This is a genomic window from Frigidibacter sp. MR17.24, assembly GCF_037095655.1.
Lineage (GTDB): Bacteria > Pseudomonadota > Alphaproteobacteria > Rhodobacterales > Rhodobacteraceae > Frigidibacter.
On record NZ_JBAWKE010000001.1, the window covers coordinates 799,601 to 817,265 of the forward strand.

16 protein-coding genes are annotated in these 17,665 nt (G+C 70.6%); 6 read left to right on the forward strand and 10 right to left on the reverse strand.

Annotated features, from left to right (window positions below; all coding sequences use genetic code 11):
- Nucleotides 1-36 precede the first annotated feature (36 nt).
- The 4 genes from V8J39_RS03740 (at nt 37) to V8J39_RS03755 (ending at nt 3,697) form a co-directional block, all read left to right on the forward strand.
- Nucleotides 37-1,182, forward strand: a complete 1,146-nt coding sequence (locus tag V8J39_RS03740) for an acyl-CoA dehydrogenase family protein (RefSeq protein WP_336459515.1) — start codon at nt 37-39, stop codon at nt 1,180-1,182.
- The gene (locus V8J39_RS03745; protein ID WP_336459516.1) at nt 1,179-2,270 is read left to right on the forward strand and encodes a 3-hydroxyisobutyryl-CoA hydrolase; all 1,092 of its coding nucleotides are present in this window, start codon (nt 1,179-1,181) and stop codon (nt 2,268-2,270) included. The genes V8J39_RS03740 and V8J39_RS03745 overlap by 4 nt, the downstream gene beginning before the upstream one ends.
- Nucleotides 2,271-2,305: 35 nt before the next feature.
- The gene (gene mmsB / locus V8J39_RS03750) at nt 2,306-3,178 is read left to right on the forward strand and encodes a 3-hydroxyisobutyrate dehydrogenase (protein WP_336459517.1); all 873 of its coding nucleotides are present in this window, start codon (nt 2,306-2,308) and stop codon (nt 3,176-3,178) included.
- Between the two features lie 159 nt (nt 3,179-3,337).
- Nucleotides 3,338-3,697 (forward strand): hypothetical protein, encoded by a 360-nt coding sequence (locus V8J39_RS03755; RefSeq protein ID WP_336459518.1) that lies wholly within the window; start codon nt 3,338-3,340, stop codon nt 3,695-3,697.
- Nucleotides 3,698-3,869: 172 nt separating this feature from the next.
- Here the strand turns inward: V8J39_RS03755 and V8J39_RS03760 are convergent, their stop codons facing one another.
- From V8J39_RS03760 to V8J39_RS03800, 9 genes are all read right to left on the reverse strand, one after another.
- Nucleotides 3,870-5,165 (reverse strand): HlyC/CorC family transporter, encoded by a 1,296-nt coding sequence (locus V8J39_RS03760; RefSeq protein ID WP_336459519.1) that lies wholly within the window; start codon nt 5,163-5,165, stop codon nt 3,870-3,872.
- Between the two features lie 203 nt (nt 5,166-5,368).
- A complete protein-coding gene (locus V8J39_RS03765; protein WP_336459520.1) occupies nt 5,369-6,550 on the reverse strand; it encodes a vWA domain-containing protein in 1,182 nt (393 codons plus the stop codon).
- A 14-nt stretch (nt 6,551-6,564) separates the two neighbouring features.
- Nucleotides 6,565-6,729 carry a hypothetical protein gene (locus V8J39_RS03770; protein WP_336459521.1) on the reverse strand — a complete coding sequence of 55 codons (165 nt, stop codon included), beginning with the start codon at nt 6,727-6,729 and terminating at the stop codon, nt 6,565-6,567.
- 27 nt (nt 6,730-6,756) lie between these two features.
- On the reverse strand, nt 6,757-8,160 hold the full coding sequence (locus tag V8J39_RS03775; protein WP_336459522.1) for a DUF2927 domain-containing protein: 1,404 nt from the start codon (nt 8,158-8,160) through the stop codon (nt 6,757-6,759).
- A gap of 304 nt (nt 8,161-8,464) precedes the next feature.
- On the reverse strand, nt 8,465-8,896 hold the full coding sequence (locus tag V8J39_RS03780) for a DUF1236 domain-containing protein (protein ID WP_336459523.1): 432 nt from the start codon (nt 8,894-8,896) through the stop codon (nt 8,465-8,467).
- Between the two features lie 180 nt (nt 8,897-9,076).
- Nucleotides 9,077-10,240 carry a flavodoxin-dependent (E)-4-hydroxy-3-methylbut-2-enyl-diphosphate synthase gene (gene ispG, locus V8J39_RS03785; RefSeq protein WP_336459524.1) on the reverse strand — a complete coding sequence of 388 codons (1,164 nt, stop codon included), beginning with the start codon at nt 10,238-10,240 and terminating at the stop codon, nt 9,077-9,079.
- Between the two features lie 172 nt (nt 10,241-10,412).
- On the reverse strand, nt 10,413-11,753 hold the full coding sequence (locus tag V8J39_RS03790) for a helix-turn-helix domain-containing protein (RefSeq protein WP_336459525.1): 1,341 nt from the start codon (nt 11,751-11,753) through the stop codon (nt 10,413-10,415).
- Between the two features lie 111 nt (nt 11,754-11,864).
- Complete coding sequence (hemA, locus tag V8J39_RS03795) at nt 11,865-13,094, reverse strand: 5-aminolevulinate synthase (RefSeq protein WP_336459526.1); 1,230 nt, start codon at nt 13,092-13,094, stop codon at nt 11,865-11,867.
- A 384-nt stretch (nt 13,095-13,478) separates the two neighbouring features.
- Nucleotides 13,479-14,642: a M20 aminoacylase family protein gene (locus V8J39_RS03800; protein WP_336459527.1), complete on the reverse strand. Its 1,164-nt coding sequence runs from the start codon at nt 14,640-14,642 to the stop codon at nt 13,479-13,481.
- A gap of 65 nt (nt 14,643-14,707) precedes the next feature.
- Here V8J39_RS03800 and mazG point away from each other — a divergent pair, with 65 nt between their 5' ends.
- Both mazG and V8J39_RS03810 read left to right on the forward strand, forming a co-directional pair.
- Complete coding sequence (gene mazG, locus V8J39_RS03805) at nt 14,708-15,547, forward strand: nucleoside triphosphate pyrophosphohydrolase (protein ID WP_336459528.1); 840 nt, start codon at nt 14,708-14,710, stop codon at nt 15,545-15,547.
- A gap of 343 nt (nt 15,548-15,890) precedes the next feature.
- Nucleotides 15,891-16,910, forward strand: coding sequence for a Fe(3+) ABC transporter substrate-binding protein (locus V8J39_RS03810; RefSeq protein WP_336459529.1), 1,020 nt, complete (start codon nt 15,891-15,893; stop codon nt 16,908-16,910).
- Nucleotides 16,911-17,022: 112 nt separating this feature from the next.
- Here V8J39_RS03810 and V8J39_RS03815 read toward each other — a convergent pair whose 3' ends face one another.
- Nucleotides 17,023-17,511, reverse strand: a complete 489-nt coding sequence (locus V8J39_RS03815) for a hypothetical protein (protein ID WP_336459530.1) — start codon at nt 17,509-17,511, stop codon at nt 17,023-17,025.
- Nucleotides 17,512-17,665 lie beyond the last annotated feature (154 nt).

Below are 17,665 nucleotides of genomic sequence, written 5' to 3' on the forward strand. Positions count from 1 at the left end.
CTCGCTCCATCTGGCAGCGGGAGGGAGGCCCGGCTCATGGATTTCGCACTCGGGGACGAGCAGCAGGCGATCTTCGACATGGCGCGCGGCTTCGGACAGGACCGGATCGCCCCCCATGCCCGCGCCTGGGAAGCCGCCGGAACCATCCCGCGCGAGCTGTGGCCCGATCTGGCGGAGCTTGGCCTCGGCGGGCTCTACGTCGCCGAGGAGGCCGGCGGCTCGGGCCTCGGGCGGCTGGACGGGACGCTGGTGTTCGAGGCGCTGTCGATGGCCTGCCCGGCCACCGCGGCCTTCCTGTCGATCCACAACATGTGCGCGGGCATGATCGACCGCCACGGCAGCCCGGCGCAGCGCGCCGACCTGCTGCCGCGCCTCTGCGCGATGGAGACCGTCGCCTCGTACTGCCTGACCGAACCCGGCTCGGGCTCGGACGCGGCGGCGCTGCGCACCCGGGCCGACCGCCGCGACGACGGCTATTCGCTGACCGGCACCAAGGCCTTCATCTCGGGCGGCGGCTATTCCGACCTTTACGTCGCGATGGTGCGCACCGGCGGCGCCGGCGCGGGCGGGATCTCGGCGCTGCTGGTGCCCGCGGGGGCCCCCGGCCTGTCCTTCGGCGGGCTCGAGGACAAGATGGGCTGGCGCGCCCAGCCCACCCGCTCGGTGATCTTCGACGACTGCCGCCTCGGCGCCGACGCGCTGCTGGGCGACGAGGGCCGCGGCTTCGTCTACGCGATGGAGGGGCTGGACGGCGGGCGGCTGAACATCTCGGCCTGCGCGCTCGGCGCGGCGCAGGGCGCGCTTGACGCGACGCTGCGCTACATGCGCGACCGCCAGGCCTTCGGCCGCAGCCTGACCGAATTCCAGGCCCTGCAGTTCCGCCTGGCCGAGATGGAGACCCGCCTGCAGGCCGCGCGGATCTTCCTGCGCCAGGCGGCTTGGAAGCTCGACACCCGCGCGCCCGACGCGACCAAGGCCTGCGCCATGGCCAAGCTTTTCGTCACCGACGCCGCCTTCGACATCGCCAACCAGTGCCTGCAGCTGCACGGCGGCTACGGCTATCTCGCCGATTTCGGGATCGAGAAGCTTGTCCGCGACCTTCGCGTGCACCAGATCCTCGAGGGCACGAACGAGATCATGCGGCTGATCGTCAGCCGCGAGCTTCTGAAGGAGGCGGCGTGAGCAGCGACGCGATCGAGGCCCGGGTCATCGGCCGCGCGGGCCGCATCCACCTGAACCGGCCCAAGGCGCTGAACGCGCTCGACCATGCGATGGCGCTGGCGCTCGAGGCCGCGCTCGACGCCTTCGCCGCCGACCCGGCCGTCGGGCTGGTGGTGATCACCGCCGAGGGCGAGCGCGCCTTCTGCGCCGGCGGCGATGTCGCGGCGCTCTGGCACGCGGGGCGGGCGGGCGATGTCGCGACCTCGCAAGCGTTCTGGCGCGACGAATACCGGATGAACGCGAAGATCGCCGAATTTCCCAAGCCCATCGTCGCCTTCATGCAGGGCTTCGTGATGGGCGGCGGCGTCGGCATCGGCGGCCATGCCGGGCTGCGCATCGTCGGCACCACGACGCAGGTGGCGATGCCCGAGACCGGCATCGGCCTCGTGCCCGATGTCGGCGGATCGTGGCTGCTGTCGCGCGCCCCGGGGCGGCTTGGCGAATACTATGGCCTGACCGGCGCGCGGATGAGCGGGGCCGAGGCGATCCTCGCGGGCTTCGCCGACCGGCTGATCCCCGAGGCCGACTGGCCCGCGCTCATCGCCCGGCTCGAGGCCACGGGCGAGATCGCCGGCCTGCCGGACCCCGAAGCCGGCCCCGCCCCAGACGCTGGCCCCGAACCCGTCGATGCCCCGGCCATCGCCGCGCATCGCGCGGTGATCGACCGCATCTTCGCCCTGCCCGATCTGCCCGCGATCCTCGCGGCCCTCGCCGCCGAGCCGGGCGATTTCGCCGCCGCGACGCTGGCCACGCTGTCGCGCCAGTCGCCGCTGTCGATGGCCACGACGCTGGCGCTGGTGCGGCAGGTGCGCGGCACCGACATCCGCACCGCGCTCGACGCCGAATTCCGGGTGACCTCGCGCGCGGTGGCCGACAGCGACTTTCTCGAAGGCGTGCGCGCGCAGCTGATCGACAAGGACCGCAAGCCGCGCTGGCGCCATCCCGGGGCCAGCGCCGTCGGCACGGCCGAGGTCGCGGCCCTGCTCGCGCCACTCACGGTCGCGCCCATCGATTTCGGCGCCCCGGCCCCGGCGGCGGGAGGCCGCTGAGCCATCCGGGCGCCCCCTGCCGAAGGAGGACGGCGATGCAGATTGGGTTCATCGGACTGGGCAACATGGGCGCGCCGATGGCGGCGAACCTTGCCGCGGCCGGCCATGCGGTGACCGGCTTCGACCCGGTCGCGCCGCCGCCCGAAGGCGTGGCCATGGCCGCCGACGCGGCCGCCGCCGTCACCGGGGCCGAGGTGGTGATCACCATGCTGCCCGACGGCGCGATCCTGCGCGCCGCGGCGGCGGCGCTGATCCCGGCGATGAGCCCCGGCGCGGTGCTGCTCGACTGCTCGACCGTCGATGTCGACAGCGCCCGCGCCGTGGCGGCAAAGGCCGAGGCGGCGGGGCTGTCGGCGCTCGACGCGCCGGTCTCGGGCGGGATCACCGGCGCGGCGGCGGGCACGCTCACCTTCATGGTCGGCGGCCCCGACCCGGCCTTCGCCCGCGTGGCGCCGCTGCTCGCGGTGATGGGCAGCAAGGCGGTGCATTGCGGCGGCGCCGGCGCCGGGCAGTCGGCGAAGATCTGCAACAACATGATCCTCGGCGTCACCATGATCGCCACCTGCGAGGCCTTCGCGCTGGCCGACAAGCTGGGGCTCGACCGCCAGAAGATGTTCGACGTGGTCTCGACCTCGTCGGGCTACAGCTGGTCGATGAACGCCTATTGCCCGGCACCGGGCATCGGGCCGCAAAGCCCCGCCGACAACGGCTATCGCCCCGGCTTCGCGGCCGAGCTGATGCTGAAGGACCTGCGCCTGTCGCAGCAGGCGGCCGAGGGCGCGGATGCCGACACGCCGATGGGTGCGCTCGCCGCCCGGCTCTACGAGACCTTCGTCGAGACCGAGGACGGCCGCGGCCGCGACTTCTCGGCGATGCTGCCGCGGTTCGAGCGTCGCGGCCGCGGCTGACGGCGCCGCACCAGGCCGTGTAACAGGCCGTCGGCGGTGTTGTGTCGCGATAAGCGAAGCCCTGCCGGCGGGCCCGATCCCCGGCACGCGGCGGGTTTGGTGCCGGGAACGGTTCGCATATGTCTGCGTTGTCCCCGCAAGATGCGAAGGAGAAACGACATGAACCGCAAGATTTTCGCTGTTCCGATGCTGTCGATCGCTCTCGCCGCCGCCACCCTGACCGGCGGCGCTGCGATCGTCGCCCCGACTGCCGCCCAGGCCGACGGCTGCCCGCCCGGCCTGGCCAAGAAGCACAACGGCTGCCGCCCGCCGGGCCATGCCTGGAAGGACGAGGTGCGCCGCGAGTACCGCCGCGACCGGGATCACCACTACGACCGTCGCGACGACTACCGCGACACCTATCGCAGCGGCTACCGCGAAGGCTACCGCGAGGCGCAGCGCGACAGCGACTACGACCGCCGCGACCAGCGCAGCGACCTCGACGGCGCGGTCCGGATCCTCAACGGGATCCTGAATTGACCGCCTGAACTGACTGTGGGCTGAGCCCCGGGCGACCAAGACAGACCGGGCGGCGACGCCGCCGCCCGACAGATCGGGATGTCGGAGGGTTTCGGCCCCACCGACGGCCCATTCGGCACCCCGCGGCGCGTCGGCCCCTGGCCGGCGCGCCACTTTTCATGCGCCCCCCGGCTCAGAGCGGCCGGATCTTCAGCTTCGCCAGCCGGTTCTCGGCGCGCTTGACCACTTGGAACCGGAAGCCGTGGAAGCTGAACACCTGGCCCTCGGCAGGGATCGTCTGCGCCTCGTGGATCACCAGGCCCGCCACGGTGTTGGCCTCCTCGTCGGGCAGGTTCCAGTCCATCGCCCGGTTCAGGTCGCGGATCGTCATCGCGCCGTCGACAAGGAAGTCGCCCTCGGGCATCGGCTTGATCGGATGCTCGACCGTGGGGTCGAACTCGTCCGAGATCTCGCCCACGATCTCCTCGATGATGTCCTCGAGCGTGATCAGCCCCTTGAGATCGCCGTATTCGTCGACGACCAGCGCGAAATGGCTGCGCCGCTTGAGGAAGGCGCGCATCTGCTCGTCGAGCGGCGTGGTCTCGGGCACGAAATAGGCCGGCATCGCCACCGAGGCGAGGTCGAGCTCCTTGAGCTGGGCAAGCCCCGTCTGCGGATCGCGCACCTTCTCGACCGCGCGCAGCAGGTCCTTGGAATGCAGGATGCCGATGATGTTCTCGCGCTCGCCCCGGTACAGCGGCAGCCGGGTGTGGGGCGAGTTGATCACGGCCGACAGGATCGCCGCCGGGCTCGCCTCGGCGTCGATCATCTTGATCTGGCTGCGGTGCAGCATGATCTCCTCGACCGTGCGCTCGGCCAGGTCGAGCGCCCCCAGCAGCCGGTCGCGGTCCTCCTTCTCGACCGTGCCCTCGCTCTGCCCCAGCGCCAGCGCCCCCGCGATCTCGTCGCGGATCGACAGCATGTGGCCCGGATCGGTGCGCACCCCGAACAGGTAGAGGATGCCGCGCACGATCACCCGCACCACCGACACGATCGGCGACAGCAGCACGACGAACAGCTTCACCGGCCGCGCGACCCGGCTCGCCAGCGTCTCGGGCTGGGTGATCGCATAGGTCTTGGGCAGCACCTCCGAGAAGATCAGCACCATCAGCGTCATCACCAGCGTCGCGACCGCGACCCCGGATTGCCCGAAGACCCGCGTCAGCAGCGCCGTGGCAAGCGAGGTCGACAGGATGTTGACGACGTTGTTGCCCAGAAGGATCGAGCCGATCAGCCGCTCGCTGTCCTCGGTGACCTCCAGCGCGGCCGCCGCCCCCGCCTCGCCCTTGTCCGCCCGTGTCCGCAGCTTGCCGCGCGAGGCCGCGGTGAGCGCCGTCTCCGATCCCGAGAAGAAGGCCGAGGCTGCGAGCAGCACGAGGATCACGGCGGCGGTGGACCAGAAGGCGAAGTCGAGAACGGTGTCGGTCATGGTGTCCGGCTGGGGGTTTGATCGGCCCCTTTATCCGGCATCGCCCCCGCGCTCCGCAAGCCCCGGCGCGGTAAAGAAAGCGGGGGCTCCGCCCCCCGCGCGTGCCGCGCTCCCCCCGGGATATTTGGACAAAGTCGAGATCACCATCGACTTTGTCCAAATATCCCGGGGGAGGCTTCGCCAGAAGCCGGGGGCGGAGCCCCCTAACCCAGCGCCTTCGTCGCGGCGGTCAGGCCCTCGAGCGTCAGGGGATACATCCGCCCCTCGAAGATCTGGCGGATCATCGCCGTGGTCTGGGCATGGCGCCAGTGCTCCTGTCGCACCGGGTTCAACCAGGCATGCGCGGGCCAGGCGGCGCGCAGGCGCTCCAGCCAGACCTGCCCGGCCTCGGGGTTCCAGTGCTCGTTGGCGCCGCCCGGCTGCACCAGCTCGTAGGGGCTCATCGCCGCATCGCCCACCAGGATCAGCCGCCAGTCGGCACCGTAGGTGCGCAGCAGCTCGGCCGTGGGCACCACCGCGTCGCGCCGGCGCCGGTTGTCGCGCCAGAGACCCTCGTAGACGCAGTTGTGGAAGTAGAAATGCTCGAGGTGCCGGAACTCGGCGCGCGCGGCGGAGAAGAGCTCCTCGACCAGGCGGACGTGGTCGTCCATCGAGCCGCCGACGTCGAGCAGCAGCAGGATCTTCACCGCGTTGCGCCGCTCGGGCCGGGTCTGCACGTCGAGAAAGCCGTGCTCGGCGGTGGCGCGGATCGTGCCGGGCAGGTCCAGCTCCTCGCGGGCGCCGTCGCGCGCCCATCGCCGCAGCCGCTTCAGCGCCACCTTGATGTTGCGCGTGCCCAGCTCGACCCGGTCGTCGAAGTCGCGGAACTCGCGCCGGTCCCAGACCTTGACCGCGCGGCGGTGGCGGCTGTCGTCCTGGCCGATCCGGACGCCCTCGGGGTTGTAGCCATGGGCGCCGAAGGGCGAGGTGCCGGCCGTGCCCACCCATTTCGAGCCGCCCTGGTGGCGCGCCTTCTGCTCGGCCAGCCGCCGCTTCAGCGTCTCCATCAGCTGCTCGAAGCTGCCGGTCGCCGCGATCGCGGCCTTCTCCTCGTCGGTCAGCGTCTTCTCGGCCAGCTTGCGCAGCCAGTCCTCGGGCAGGTCCAGCGCCGCGACCAGCGCCTCGGGCGTGATCGCGTCGAGCCCGCCGAAGCTTTCGGCGAAGGCGCGGTCGAACCGGTCGATCGCGCGCTCGTCCTTCACCAGCGTCGCGCGGGCGAGGTAATAGAACCCCTCGGCGTCATAGGTGACGAGATGCGCCGCCATCGCCTCGAGGAACGAGAGGTATTCGCGCAGCGACACCGCGATCCCGTTCCGGCGCAGGCTGGCAAGGAACGGCAGGAACATCGCGGAGGGCCCCCTCAGCCGGCGCGCAGGATGACGATCGACACGAACAGCCCGAGGATCGCGAGCCCGAGCCCGTGCACCGCGGCATATTGCGCGATGTCGAAGCCCGAGCCGCCACGGGCCCGCGCCCGCAGCCCGCCCCAGATCGCCCCGATCACCAGCCCCGCGATGCTCAGCATGTCCCCTCCACCCCTGCCCTTGGGGCGTCAGCGGCTGGCCACCACCGCCCGGTTCATCTGCGCCGCCGGCGACAGGGCGTGGATCTCGGCCGCGCGCCGGCGCACCTCGTCATCCGAGCCGAAGCCATAGCGCGCCCAGCCAAGCCCGTCCAGCCGCGCGGCCCGGGCGGCGGCGGTCTTGCCCTGCAGCTCCAGCGCCTCGGCCCGCGTCAAAAGCAGCGTCGCCAGCAGCGCCGCGTTCTGCGCGTTGCGCGCCGCCGGGATCGAGCGGTCGACGAAGATCAGCGTGTCCTCGGCCTGGCCCGCCGACAGCGCGAAGGCCGCCAGCTGCATGTCGACATGCGCCGCCTGGATCTCCATCCCCGGCTGCGAGCGGAAGATCAGCGCCGCGCGCAGGAAGGCGGTGAAGGCGGTTTCAAGGTCGCCGTTCAGGCTCAGGCGCCCGAGGATGAACCACGAGAAGCCCGCGCGCCCGTCGCGCCAGTGCTCCCGCTCCGAGATCTCGACCGCGCGCCGGGCCGCGCCGAGCCGCCCGTGTGCCGAGACGCCGGGGCCGAGCGCGCGCTCGACCGCGTCGATCCAGGCGCGGGGCGTGTCCTTCGCCGGCGCGCTCTGAGCGACGCGGCCGCCGCGCGGGTTCACGCGCTCGAGCAGGCCCGGCAGCAGCGCCGCCGCCTGGTCGCGGGTGGTGCCGTTGCGCATCTCGGGCGCGTTGTAGACCCGCAGCATCACCATGTCGAAGCCGGTCAGCGCCGAGACGAAATTGTCGTCGTTCATCACCGAATCCGGCAGCCGGTACAGATCGTTGAGCGGCCCCATCGCCTGGGCGACCTCTTCGTGCAGGCAGTCGCGGATCTCTTGCGGCGAGGTGTCGGCGGGGATGAACACCGCGGCATGGCTGCGCGCGTCGAGCGTGGCCCAGTCCATCGCCTTGGTCCGGCGCGCCTTGCGGTATTCGGCCCAGCTCGAGATCCGCGGCACCACGAAGCAGGCGGCCTCGGGCACCAGTTTGTGCATCTCGGCGCGGGTCAGGAACTCGACATTCACCAGCCCCTCGCCGGGGCGCGGCGGCGCCGCGCCGTCGGCCAGCCGCACCGGCAGCTTCGCCTCCTGCGCGAGACGCGCGACCAGCGCGCGCGCATCCTGCACCGCGGTCGGCGGCACCGCGCCGGTCAGCGTCAGCGCCACCGGCCCGTCGAAGCGGCTCAGCTTCGGCAGCGCGCGGCCGCTCTCCATCTGGAACGACAGGTCGAGGAAGTCGCGCGCAAGTTCGGCGTTGCGCCGCGTCGCGGGCTCGTTCGCCGGCCCGGTGAAGCGCTTCATCGGCGGCAGCGGCGTCTCGTCGCCGGTCGCGGCCGCCGGCGCGGCGCGGGTGGCCGAAGGCGCACCGGCACATCCGCCCAGCGCAAGCGCAAGCGCGGCCCCCGTCATCAGAAGGCCCAGTCGGCGAAGCGGAGTCAGGCGAGTCGAGACGGTCAATTGCGGTCCGATCAGCGGTGTCCCCTCCGGCTTATCCGCCTTGGCGACGGCGGTCACGGGGCATTTCCGTCGCGCCGCGGGAAGATGCCGGCACCGTGATGCGATTGCCCCTAATCCTTCACACGATGAAACACGAATTTCAGCTAACAATCATATGCATATAAATAATCACTCATCCAAGAACTCAAGAAAAAGGGGCCCCGCGAGGGAGCCCCTTTTCCAGTCACATCGAACCGATCGGTCGATGTGCCGCGGATCAGTTGACCACGCGCACGACGGTGCGGTTCGAGCTGTCGACCAGCACCGGCTGACCGTCGACGTAGATGTAGGAATACTGCGTGGCTTCCGGCACCGGGGTCAGGGTGACGGTGTCGGGCACGACGACGCCGGTGCGCACGCCGCCATCGATCATCACCGGCGGCACCGGGTTCTTCTGCACATAGGTCGTCACTTCGGTCGAGGGCGTGGCGAGCGAGCCGCCGACGGCGCCAACCACCGCACCGATGCCGGCGCCGACCGGGCCACCCACCGCGGCACCCGTCGCGGCACCGCCGACGAAGCCGGCCGCGGCGCCGGTTTCCTTGGCCGAGTTGTCGGTCGTGGTCGTCACGGTCGTCGACTGCGCGAAGGCGGCGGTCGAGGCGATCAGGGCGGCACCGGTCAGGGCGATGAATTTCGAGTTCAGCATCGTGTTGTCCTCATCTGGCTAACGGAACGGCGGTGCGTTCCAGCGATGGACAGACAACACCGGACCCTGCCATTCGGATCCCGACGGGCTCGAAGGCGGCGGCGATACGTGGCGACAGATTGCCGAAATCGCTCACAAACCGAAGCGGCCCCGCCGGGGCGGGGCCGCGCAAGTCATTGATCAGACAGAGGCTTTCGCCTGCTCACCAGATGTTACAGCGCTGTCGGATTCCGTGCGAGCCTCGGCCTCGATCGCCTCGGCCTTGGCTTCGACCAGCTCGACGATGTGGTCGATCATCTGCTCGTTCGACATCTTGTGCGCCTGCTTGCCGGCCAGATAGACCATGCCCGCGCCGGCGCCGCCGCCGGTGAAGCCGATGTCGGTCATCAGCGCCTCGCCCGGGCCGTTGACCACGCAGCCGATGATCGAGAGCGACATCGAGGTGGTCACATGGGCCAGCCGCTCCTCGAGCTTGCCGACGGTCTCGATCACGTTGAACCCCTGCCGCGCGCAGCTGGGGCACGAGATGATGGTGACGCCGCGATGGCGCAGCCCCAGCGACTTCAGGATCTCGTAGCCGACCTTCACCTCTTCCTCGGGATCGGTCGACAGCGACACCCGCAGCGTGTCGCCGATCCCCATCCACAGCAGGTTGCCAAGACCGATCGCGGATTTCACCGTGCCCGACACCCGCCCCCCGGCCTCGGTGATCCCGAGGTGGATCGGCGCGTCCGTCGCCTCGGCCAGCGCCTGGTAGGCGGCGGCGGCCAAGAACACGTCCGAGGCCTTCACCGAGATCTTGAATTCGTGGAAGTCGTTGTCCTGCAAAAGCTTGATGTGGTCCATGCCGCTCTCGACCATCGCGTCGGGGCACGGCTCGCCGTATTTCTCCAGCAGGTGACGCTCGAGCGAGCCGGCGTTGACGCCGATCCGGATCGAGCAGCCGTGGTCCTTCGCGGCCCGCACCACCTCGGCCACGCGCTTGGCGTCGCCGATGTTGCCGGGGTTGATCCGCAGGCAGGCGGCGCCGGCCTCGGCGGCCTCGATCGCGCGCTTGTAGTGGAAATGGATGTCGGCGACGATCGGCACCGGGCTTTCGCGGCAGATCTCCTTCAGCGCGGCGGTCGCCGCCTCGTCCGGGGTCGAGATCCGCACGATGTCGGCGCCGACGTCGGCGCAGCGGATCACCTGCGCAAGCGTCGCCTTGACGTCGGCGCTGTCGGTGTTGGTCATGGTCTGCACCGAGATCGGCGCGTCGCCGCCCACGGCCACGTTGCCGACCATGATCTGGCGCGACTTGCGGCGGTAGATGTTCTTCCAGGGGCGGACGTGGTTGAGCGACATCGGGGGCTCCTCTGATCGCATCCGGGGATTACCGCCTAGATACGCCCCCGATGTGACAGCCGCAACCGCACCGCTTTCGCATTGGTCCAAATATCCCGGGGGGGAGGCCCGGACCGGGCCCGGGGGGCAGCGCCCCCCGCGCGCGCCGTCCCGGCGCCGCCTCGGCCCGGTCTCAGCGCGATCCCGGCGCCGGCTGCGGCGCGATCTGCGCCTCGGCGACATTGGTCATCCGCGCCAGGTCGGGATCCTGCGACAGGTCGGCCAGCGCGTATTTTTGGCTCAGCGCGTCCGGCGTCAGGGCGACGTTCTTGACCACCTGCGCGCCCGGCGCCGCCGGGCCGTAGGTGGTGCCGTTCACGGCGAAGTAGACCGAGCCGGAGTTGCCGGCGCGCAGCGTCGGCGCCTCTTCCATCTGCGGCACGGCATAGCGTTCGCCGGCCTCGAGGATCTTTTCCAGCAGCACGGTGCCATCGGCGGCCGAGACCCGGACCCAGGACGGGCGCACGGCCACGATCTGCACCGGGGCCGCGGGCCCGGCGAGCGTGCGCACGGTGCCCGGCTGCGCGCCGGCCTGACCCGCTGCCTGCGCGCCCGGTTGCGGGGCGTTCATGGCGAACTGCTGGTCGTCGCCCTGCGCCGCCTCGGCCGGCCGCGCGCCAAGCGCCTCGGCCAAGGCCGCGTCGATGCCGCCGCTCTGGCCCGGCATCTGCTGCGGGGTCGCGGCAAGACCCGCCAGCGCGCCGACGGTGCGCGGATCGATCGAGGCGATCGGCCCGTCGCGCGGCACCATCACCGGCACGTCGAGGCTTTCGGGCCGCCAGACGCGGTCCTGCACCTCGGGGCGCGGCATGGTCATGCCGGCGGTCTGCACCGGGTCGGTCTCGGCGCCGCCGCCCATCGAGCGGGCCCCGTCAAGCGGGTCGAGCTCGGCCACCACGGGCGCGGTCTCGACCGGGCCCAGCGTGACCTTCTGCATCTGCTGCAGCACCATCCAGCCGCCATAGCCCAGCCCGCCCGCCAGCGCGGCCAGCACCAGGATCGAGCCGACGGCCCCGGGCCGGACATGGGCAAAGGCCGAGCGGCCGCGCGGCACGAACAGCGCGTTCGGATTGGCCAGCGGATCGCCATCGGCCGGGCGGCGCGATTTCTGCACCTTGGGCGGCGTGGCGGGCTTGGGACCCGAGGCGGCGGCGGCCAGGCCGTGGGCGGGTTCATAGCCCGCCTCGTCGCAGAACCGCGCGAAGGCCCATTCCGGGTCCATGTTCAGGTAGCGCGCATAGGAACGCACGTAGCCCGCGACGAAGCCGGGGGTCTCGAACGCGCCCATGTCGGCATTCTCGATGGCGGCGATGTAGCTGGCCTTGATCTTCAGCTCGCGCTGGACGTCGAGGAGCGATTTGGAGAGCGTCGCCCGCTCTCCGCGCATCACGTCCCCGAGCCGCAGCTCGAACCCGTCGAAGCCCTTCGGCTTGTCGGATTCCTGCGTCGAAGGAGCGGTCCTCCGTCCGATCATGCGCCTGCCCCTACTGTCCCCAACGATCGACGATTCGACTTTTGCCAGTCTCGCTCGACCTATTGAGAATCCCTTAGCACAGGGCAAGGGCCTCTGCATCCCGAGATCAGATCAGGCCGACAGCTCGGCACGATTCAGCGCACAACTTGCCCACAGTTTGTCCATCGCGGCGACGAGGTACGATATCTTGTTGCTGTCATGCACTGGCGAGGGGGTAAAGCGCAGCCGTTCGGTTCCGCGCGGAACTGTCGGGAAGTTGATCGGCTGCACGTAGATCCCGTAATCGGCGAGCAGCATGTCCGAGATCATCTTGCAGTGGACCGGGTTGCCGACATGGACCGGCACGATGTGCGATCCGTGGTCGTCGATCGGCAGGCCGAGCGCCTTCAGCCGCATCTTCAGCACCCGGGCATTGGCCTGCTGCGCGTCGCGCAGCGCCTGCCCGCCCTCGGTCTTCAGGAAGGCGATCGAGGCCGCGGCGCCGGCCGCCACGGCGGGCGGCAGCGAGGTGGTGAAGATGAAGCCGGGCGCATAGGAGCGGATCGCGTCGATCATCTTCGCCGAGGCCGCGACATAGCCGCCGAAGACCCCGAACGCCTTGCCGAGCGTGCCGTTGATCAGGTCGATGCGGTGGGCGAGCCCGTCGCGTTCGGCCACGCCGCCGCCGCGCGGGCCGTACATGCCGACGGCATGGACCTCGTCGATGTAGGTCAGCGCGCCGAATTCGTCGGCCAGATCGAGGATCGCCTCGATCTTCCCGAAATCGCCATCCATCGAATAGATCGATTCGAAGGCGATCAGCTTGGGCAGGGCCGGGTCGTCGGCCGCCAGCAGCGCGCGCAGGTGCTCGAGGTCGTTGTGCCGGAAGATCCGCTTGGGCGCGCCCGAGCGGCGGATCCCCTCGATCATGCTCGCGTGGTTCAGCGCGTCGGAATAGATCACCAGCCCCGGGAACAGCTTGGGCAGCGTCGAGAGCGTCGCGTCATTGGCGATGTAGGCCGAGGAGAACACCAGCGCGCCCTCCTTGCCATGCAGGTCCGCGATCTCGGCCTCGAGCCGGCGGTGGTAGACCGTGGTGCCCGAGATGTTGCGCGTGCCGCCCGATCCGGCGCCGGTCGCGTCCAGCGCCTCGTGCATCGCGCCCAGCACCGCGGGATGCTGGCCCATGCCCAGATAGTCGTTGCCGCACCAGATCGTCACCTCGCCCTCGGACCCGTCCGGGCGGGTCCAGACCGCGGTCGGATAGGCGCCCTTGCGGCGTTCCAGGTCGATGAAGGTGCGATAGCGCCCCTCGTCGTGCAGGGTCTGGATCGCGGTGTCGAGCGCCTTGTCGTAGTCCATCGTCTTCTCCTGGCCGTCACTGGCTGGGGATCGCCGCCGGGGTGCCCCCGCGGCCGGTGATCCGCTGCTGGTCCGTCTGCCGACCCGACTCCGATGGGCCGTCCGAAGGGCCTTCCGGGGCGCAGATGCGTCATCTGGCGCCCGGAGACCTTGATACCGATCAAATCATGGGTTTTCGACCACGCAAATTGCCGCAAAAGTAGTATTTTCGCGAAGTTGGGCCGCGGCGGCCCGCGTCACAGCGTCGCGCCGGGGCCAAAACGGGGTCGCGGCCGCCCCGCCGCCCCCGCGAACCGCCCCCGGCAGAGCGCCCCGGCCGCCGGGCCCGAGTCGCCCCGGCCCCGGGGTCCGCGCAGGGGCCCGAATGGGGGCCCCGCGTGCGGCTCAGAGCGGCAGCGCGCGCTCGACCAGCCGGGCGAAGAAGCTCGCGCCGACGGGCGCGGCCTCGTCGTTGAAGTCGAACATCGGGTGGTGCAGCCCGGCGCCCGGGCCGGTGCCCATGAACAGGTAGGCGCCGGGGCGCGCCTCGAGCATGTACGAGAAATCCTCGGCCCCCATCTCCTTGGGCGCGTCGTCCACCACCGCGGCCTCGCCCGAGACCTCGCGCGCGACGCCGGCGGCGAAGGCGGCCTGTGCGGGGTGGTTCACCGTCGGCGGATAGCCCCAGTCGTAGTCGATCGCGGCGGTCACGCCATAGGCCGCGGCATGGCCCTCGACGATCTCGTGGATGCGCCGTTTGGCCAGCTCGCGCACCTCAGGCGTGAAGCTGCGCACGGTGGCGCAGAACCAGGCCTCTTCGGGGATGATGTTCGAGGCGGTGCCGGCATGGACCTGCGTGACCGAGACCACCAGTTCCTCGATCGGGTTGAGGTTGCGGCTGACCACGGTCTGCAGCGCGCCGATCATGCCGATCGCGGCCGGGATCGGGTCGATCGTGTCATGCGGCGTCGCGCCGTGCCCGCCCCGCCCCGTCAGCCGCACCCAGACCGTGTCGACCGCCGCCATCAGCGCGCCGGGCGAGGTGTGGAAATGGCCGAAGGGCGTGTTGGGGCTGTTGTGGATGCCGTAGACCTCGCCGATGGCGAACCGCTCCATCATGCCGTCCTGCACCATGGCGAGGCCGCCACCGCCATCCTCTTCCGCCGGCTGGAAGATCAGCGCGACCCGGCCCGAGAAGCGGCGCGTCTCGGCCAGGTATTTCGCCGCCCCCATCAGCATGGTGACATGGCCGTCATGGCCGCAGGCATGCATCCGGCCCGGCACGGTCGAGGCATAGTCGCGCCCCGTCGTCTCGGTGATCGGCAGCGCGTCCATGTCGGCGCGCAGCCCGATCGTGGCGCCCGGGCCGCCCTGCCCCTCGATGATCGCGACGACGCCGGTGCGGCCGATGCCTTCGTGGATCTCGTCCACCCCCATCTCGCGCAGCCGCGCGACGATGAAGGCCGCGGTCTCGCCGCAGTCGAATCCCAGCTCGGGATGGGCATGCAGGTGCCGGCGCCAGGCGGTCATCTCGGGGCCGAACTCGGCGATGCGGTTGAGGACGGGCATGGTGGTCTCCGCACGGAATTGCTGCTAGTCCCGCGGCAAGGCGAAGATCATCGGCGAGGCACCCCATGACCCTTACCCGCGCGCGGTCGGATGCGCTGATCCAGGACGGCGAGGCCGGGATCGAGCGGCTGGTCGAGATCATGGCACGGCTGCGCGATCCCGTCACCGGCTGCCCCTGGGACATCGCGCAGGATTTCGCGACCATCGCCCCCTACACGATCGAGGAGGCCTACGAGGTCGCCGACGCGATCGAGCGGCGGGCCTGGGACGAGCTGAAGGGCGAGCTGGGCGACCTGCTGTTCCAGTCGGTCTTCCACGCCCGCATGGCCGAGGAGGCCGGACATTTCGGTTTCGGCGATGTCGTTCGCGCGATTTCCGACAAGATGGTCACGCGCCATCCCCATGTCTTCGGCGACGAGAGCAACGCCAAATCCGCCGACGACCAGGTCCGCGACTGGGAGACGGTGAAGGCGGCCGAGCGCGCGGGCCGCGACGAGACCGGGGTGCTGGACGGGGTGGCGGTCGGGCTGCCGGCGCTGCTGCGGGCGGTCAAGCTGCAGAACCGCGCGGCGCGGGTCGGCTTCGACTGGCCCTCGGCCACCGAGGTGCTGGACAAGATCGCCGAGGAATCGCGCGAGGTGGTCGAGGCGCGCGACACCCTGACCCAGGACGAGGTCGAGGAGGAGATGGGCGACCTGCTGTTCGTGATGGCCAACCTCGCGCGGCACCTGAAGGTCGATCCCGAGGCGGCGCTGCGCCGGGCCAATGCGAAGTTCACCCGCCGCTTCGGCGCGATCGAGGCCGCGCTGGCCGAAACCGGGCGGCGCCCCGAAGACAGCGACCTGGCCGAGATGGACGCGCTGTGGAACGCCGCCAAGGCGCGCGAGAAGGCGGCGAAGGCCTGATACGAGGGCCTGAAGCGGAGCCCGAAACGGGGATCTGAGCCCGCAGGGGCGCCGCCGTCCGCCGCTCCCGGCCCGTGCCGCCAGGGTCGCGCATCGCCCGGTGCGGTCGGTCCGGGCGGGCATCCTCGCGGCATCGGGGGCAGCGAGAGCGGTGGCTGCCGCAAAAAATTGACGCGATCGGATCTGAGGTGTTTTTGCAGCCTTCGACCCAATGGCGCTGAAATCGTTAGATAATCTAACTTACCTCGATCAGCCGCCCGCTCGGTGGCCACGAAACGCCTGTTGACCCGAGTGAAAAGCTCGGATTTATGGCGGCCAGATTTCCGACAGGAGGAGTCAGAAAATGATCCGCACCCCGCTTCTCGCCGCCGGCCTGATGGCCTCGACCGCGCTCGCCTTCCCCGCGCTGGCCGAGCAGGTGAACATCTATTCGCACCGCCAGCCCGAGCTGCTGCAGCCGCTGGTCGATGCCTTCGCGGCCGAGACCGGGATCGAGGTGAACGTCGCCTTCGTCGACAAGGGCATGGTCGAGCGGCTGGTGGCCGAGGGCGACCGCAGCCCGGCCGACCTGGTGATGACCGTCGACATCGCCCGCCTGGGCGAGGTGGTCGCGGCCGGCGTGACCCAGCCGGTCACCTCGGAGGTGCTGGACGCCAACATCCCCGCGGGCTTCCGCGACCCCGAGGGCCAGTGGTTCGGCCTGACCACCCGCGCCCGCATCGTCTATGCCTCGCGCGAGCGCGTCGCCGACGGCGAGGTCACCAGCTACGAGGATCTCGCCGATCCGAAGTGGAAGGGCCGGATCTGCACCCGCAGCTTCACCTCGGACTACAACGTCGCGCTGACCGCGGCCTACATGGCCCACCACGGCCCCGAGGCGACGAAGACCTGGCTCGAGGGGGTGAAGGCCAACCTCGCGGTCAAGCCCTCGGGCAACGACCGCAGCCAGGTGAAGTCGATCTGGGCCGGCGAATGCGACATCTCGCTGGGCAACACCTATTACATGGGCCAGATGCTGAGCGACCCCGAGCAGAAGGACTGGGCCGACAGCGTCCGCATCGTCTTCCCCGAATTCGAGGGCGGCGGCACCCACATGAACATCTCGGGCGTGGCGATGACCAAGGCCGCACCGCACCGCGAGGCGGCGCTGAAGCTGATGGAATGGCTGGCCTCGGACGAGGCGCAGGCGATCTATGCCGAGACCAACAACGAATTCCCGGTCGAGCCGGGCGTGAAACGCTCGGCCCTGGTCGAGAGCTGGGGCGAGTTCACCCCCGACACGCTGTCGCTGACCGAGATCTCGGGCCTGCGCCCCGACGCGCTGCGCCTGATCGAGGAAGTCGACTTCGACGCCGGCGCCTGACCGCGCCAGGTCGCCGCGCCAGGTCACGGCGCGAGACAATGGCGCGCCAGACGACGGCAGGCCAGCGCGCGGCGGCCGGACCCGGAGCAGGACCCGGGACCGGCCGCCGCGCTCATTCCTTGGGATTGGTCACCAGGAACCAGCAGGTCGTGACCCAGAGCGCGGCGACCCCGGCCACCAGCAGCGGCGGCACCTGCGGGTCGAGATGCGCCGCCAGCGCCGCCTGCGCCAGCCCCAGCCCCAGCAGCACCCCCTTGGTCGAGATCATCCAGCGCGACCCCAGCAGGCTGTCGGGGCGGTTCGCGGGCAGCCACCGCTCCCATCCCTGCGGGCGGGTGTCGCACAGCAGCAGGTACTGCTTGATCTGACGGATGCGGATGCCGTGGTGGCACCATTGCAGGCCAAGCGCCAGCATCACCACCGCGAAGCCGAAGGCGCAGATCCAGGCCGCGCCGGGCCGCAGCGCCGTGGTGATGGCGAAGGGGACGAACAGCGCCACCGCCCCCTGCAGCAGCGCGTTCTGCAGCCGGATCCGCATCCGCAGCTCCTCGCGCAGCGCAGAGATCTCGTCGGGGATGGCGATCGCCGCGTGGTTCACCAAGTCCTCTCCTCCGGGTCGTTGCGCGACAGGCGACGTCCGGAACCCCGAGGTCGATTGCGCCTCGTCGAGGTCGTCATCGCAGGAACGTGATCACGGAAATCGACTGCCACGGGGCCGCGAATCGCAAGCGATAACCGGCGGGCGGGGACCGGCG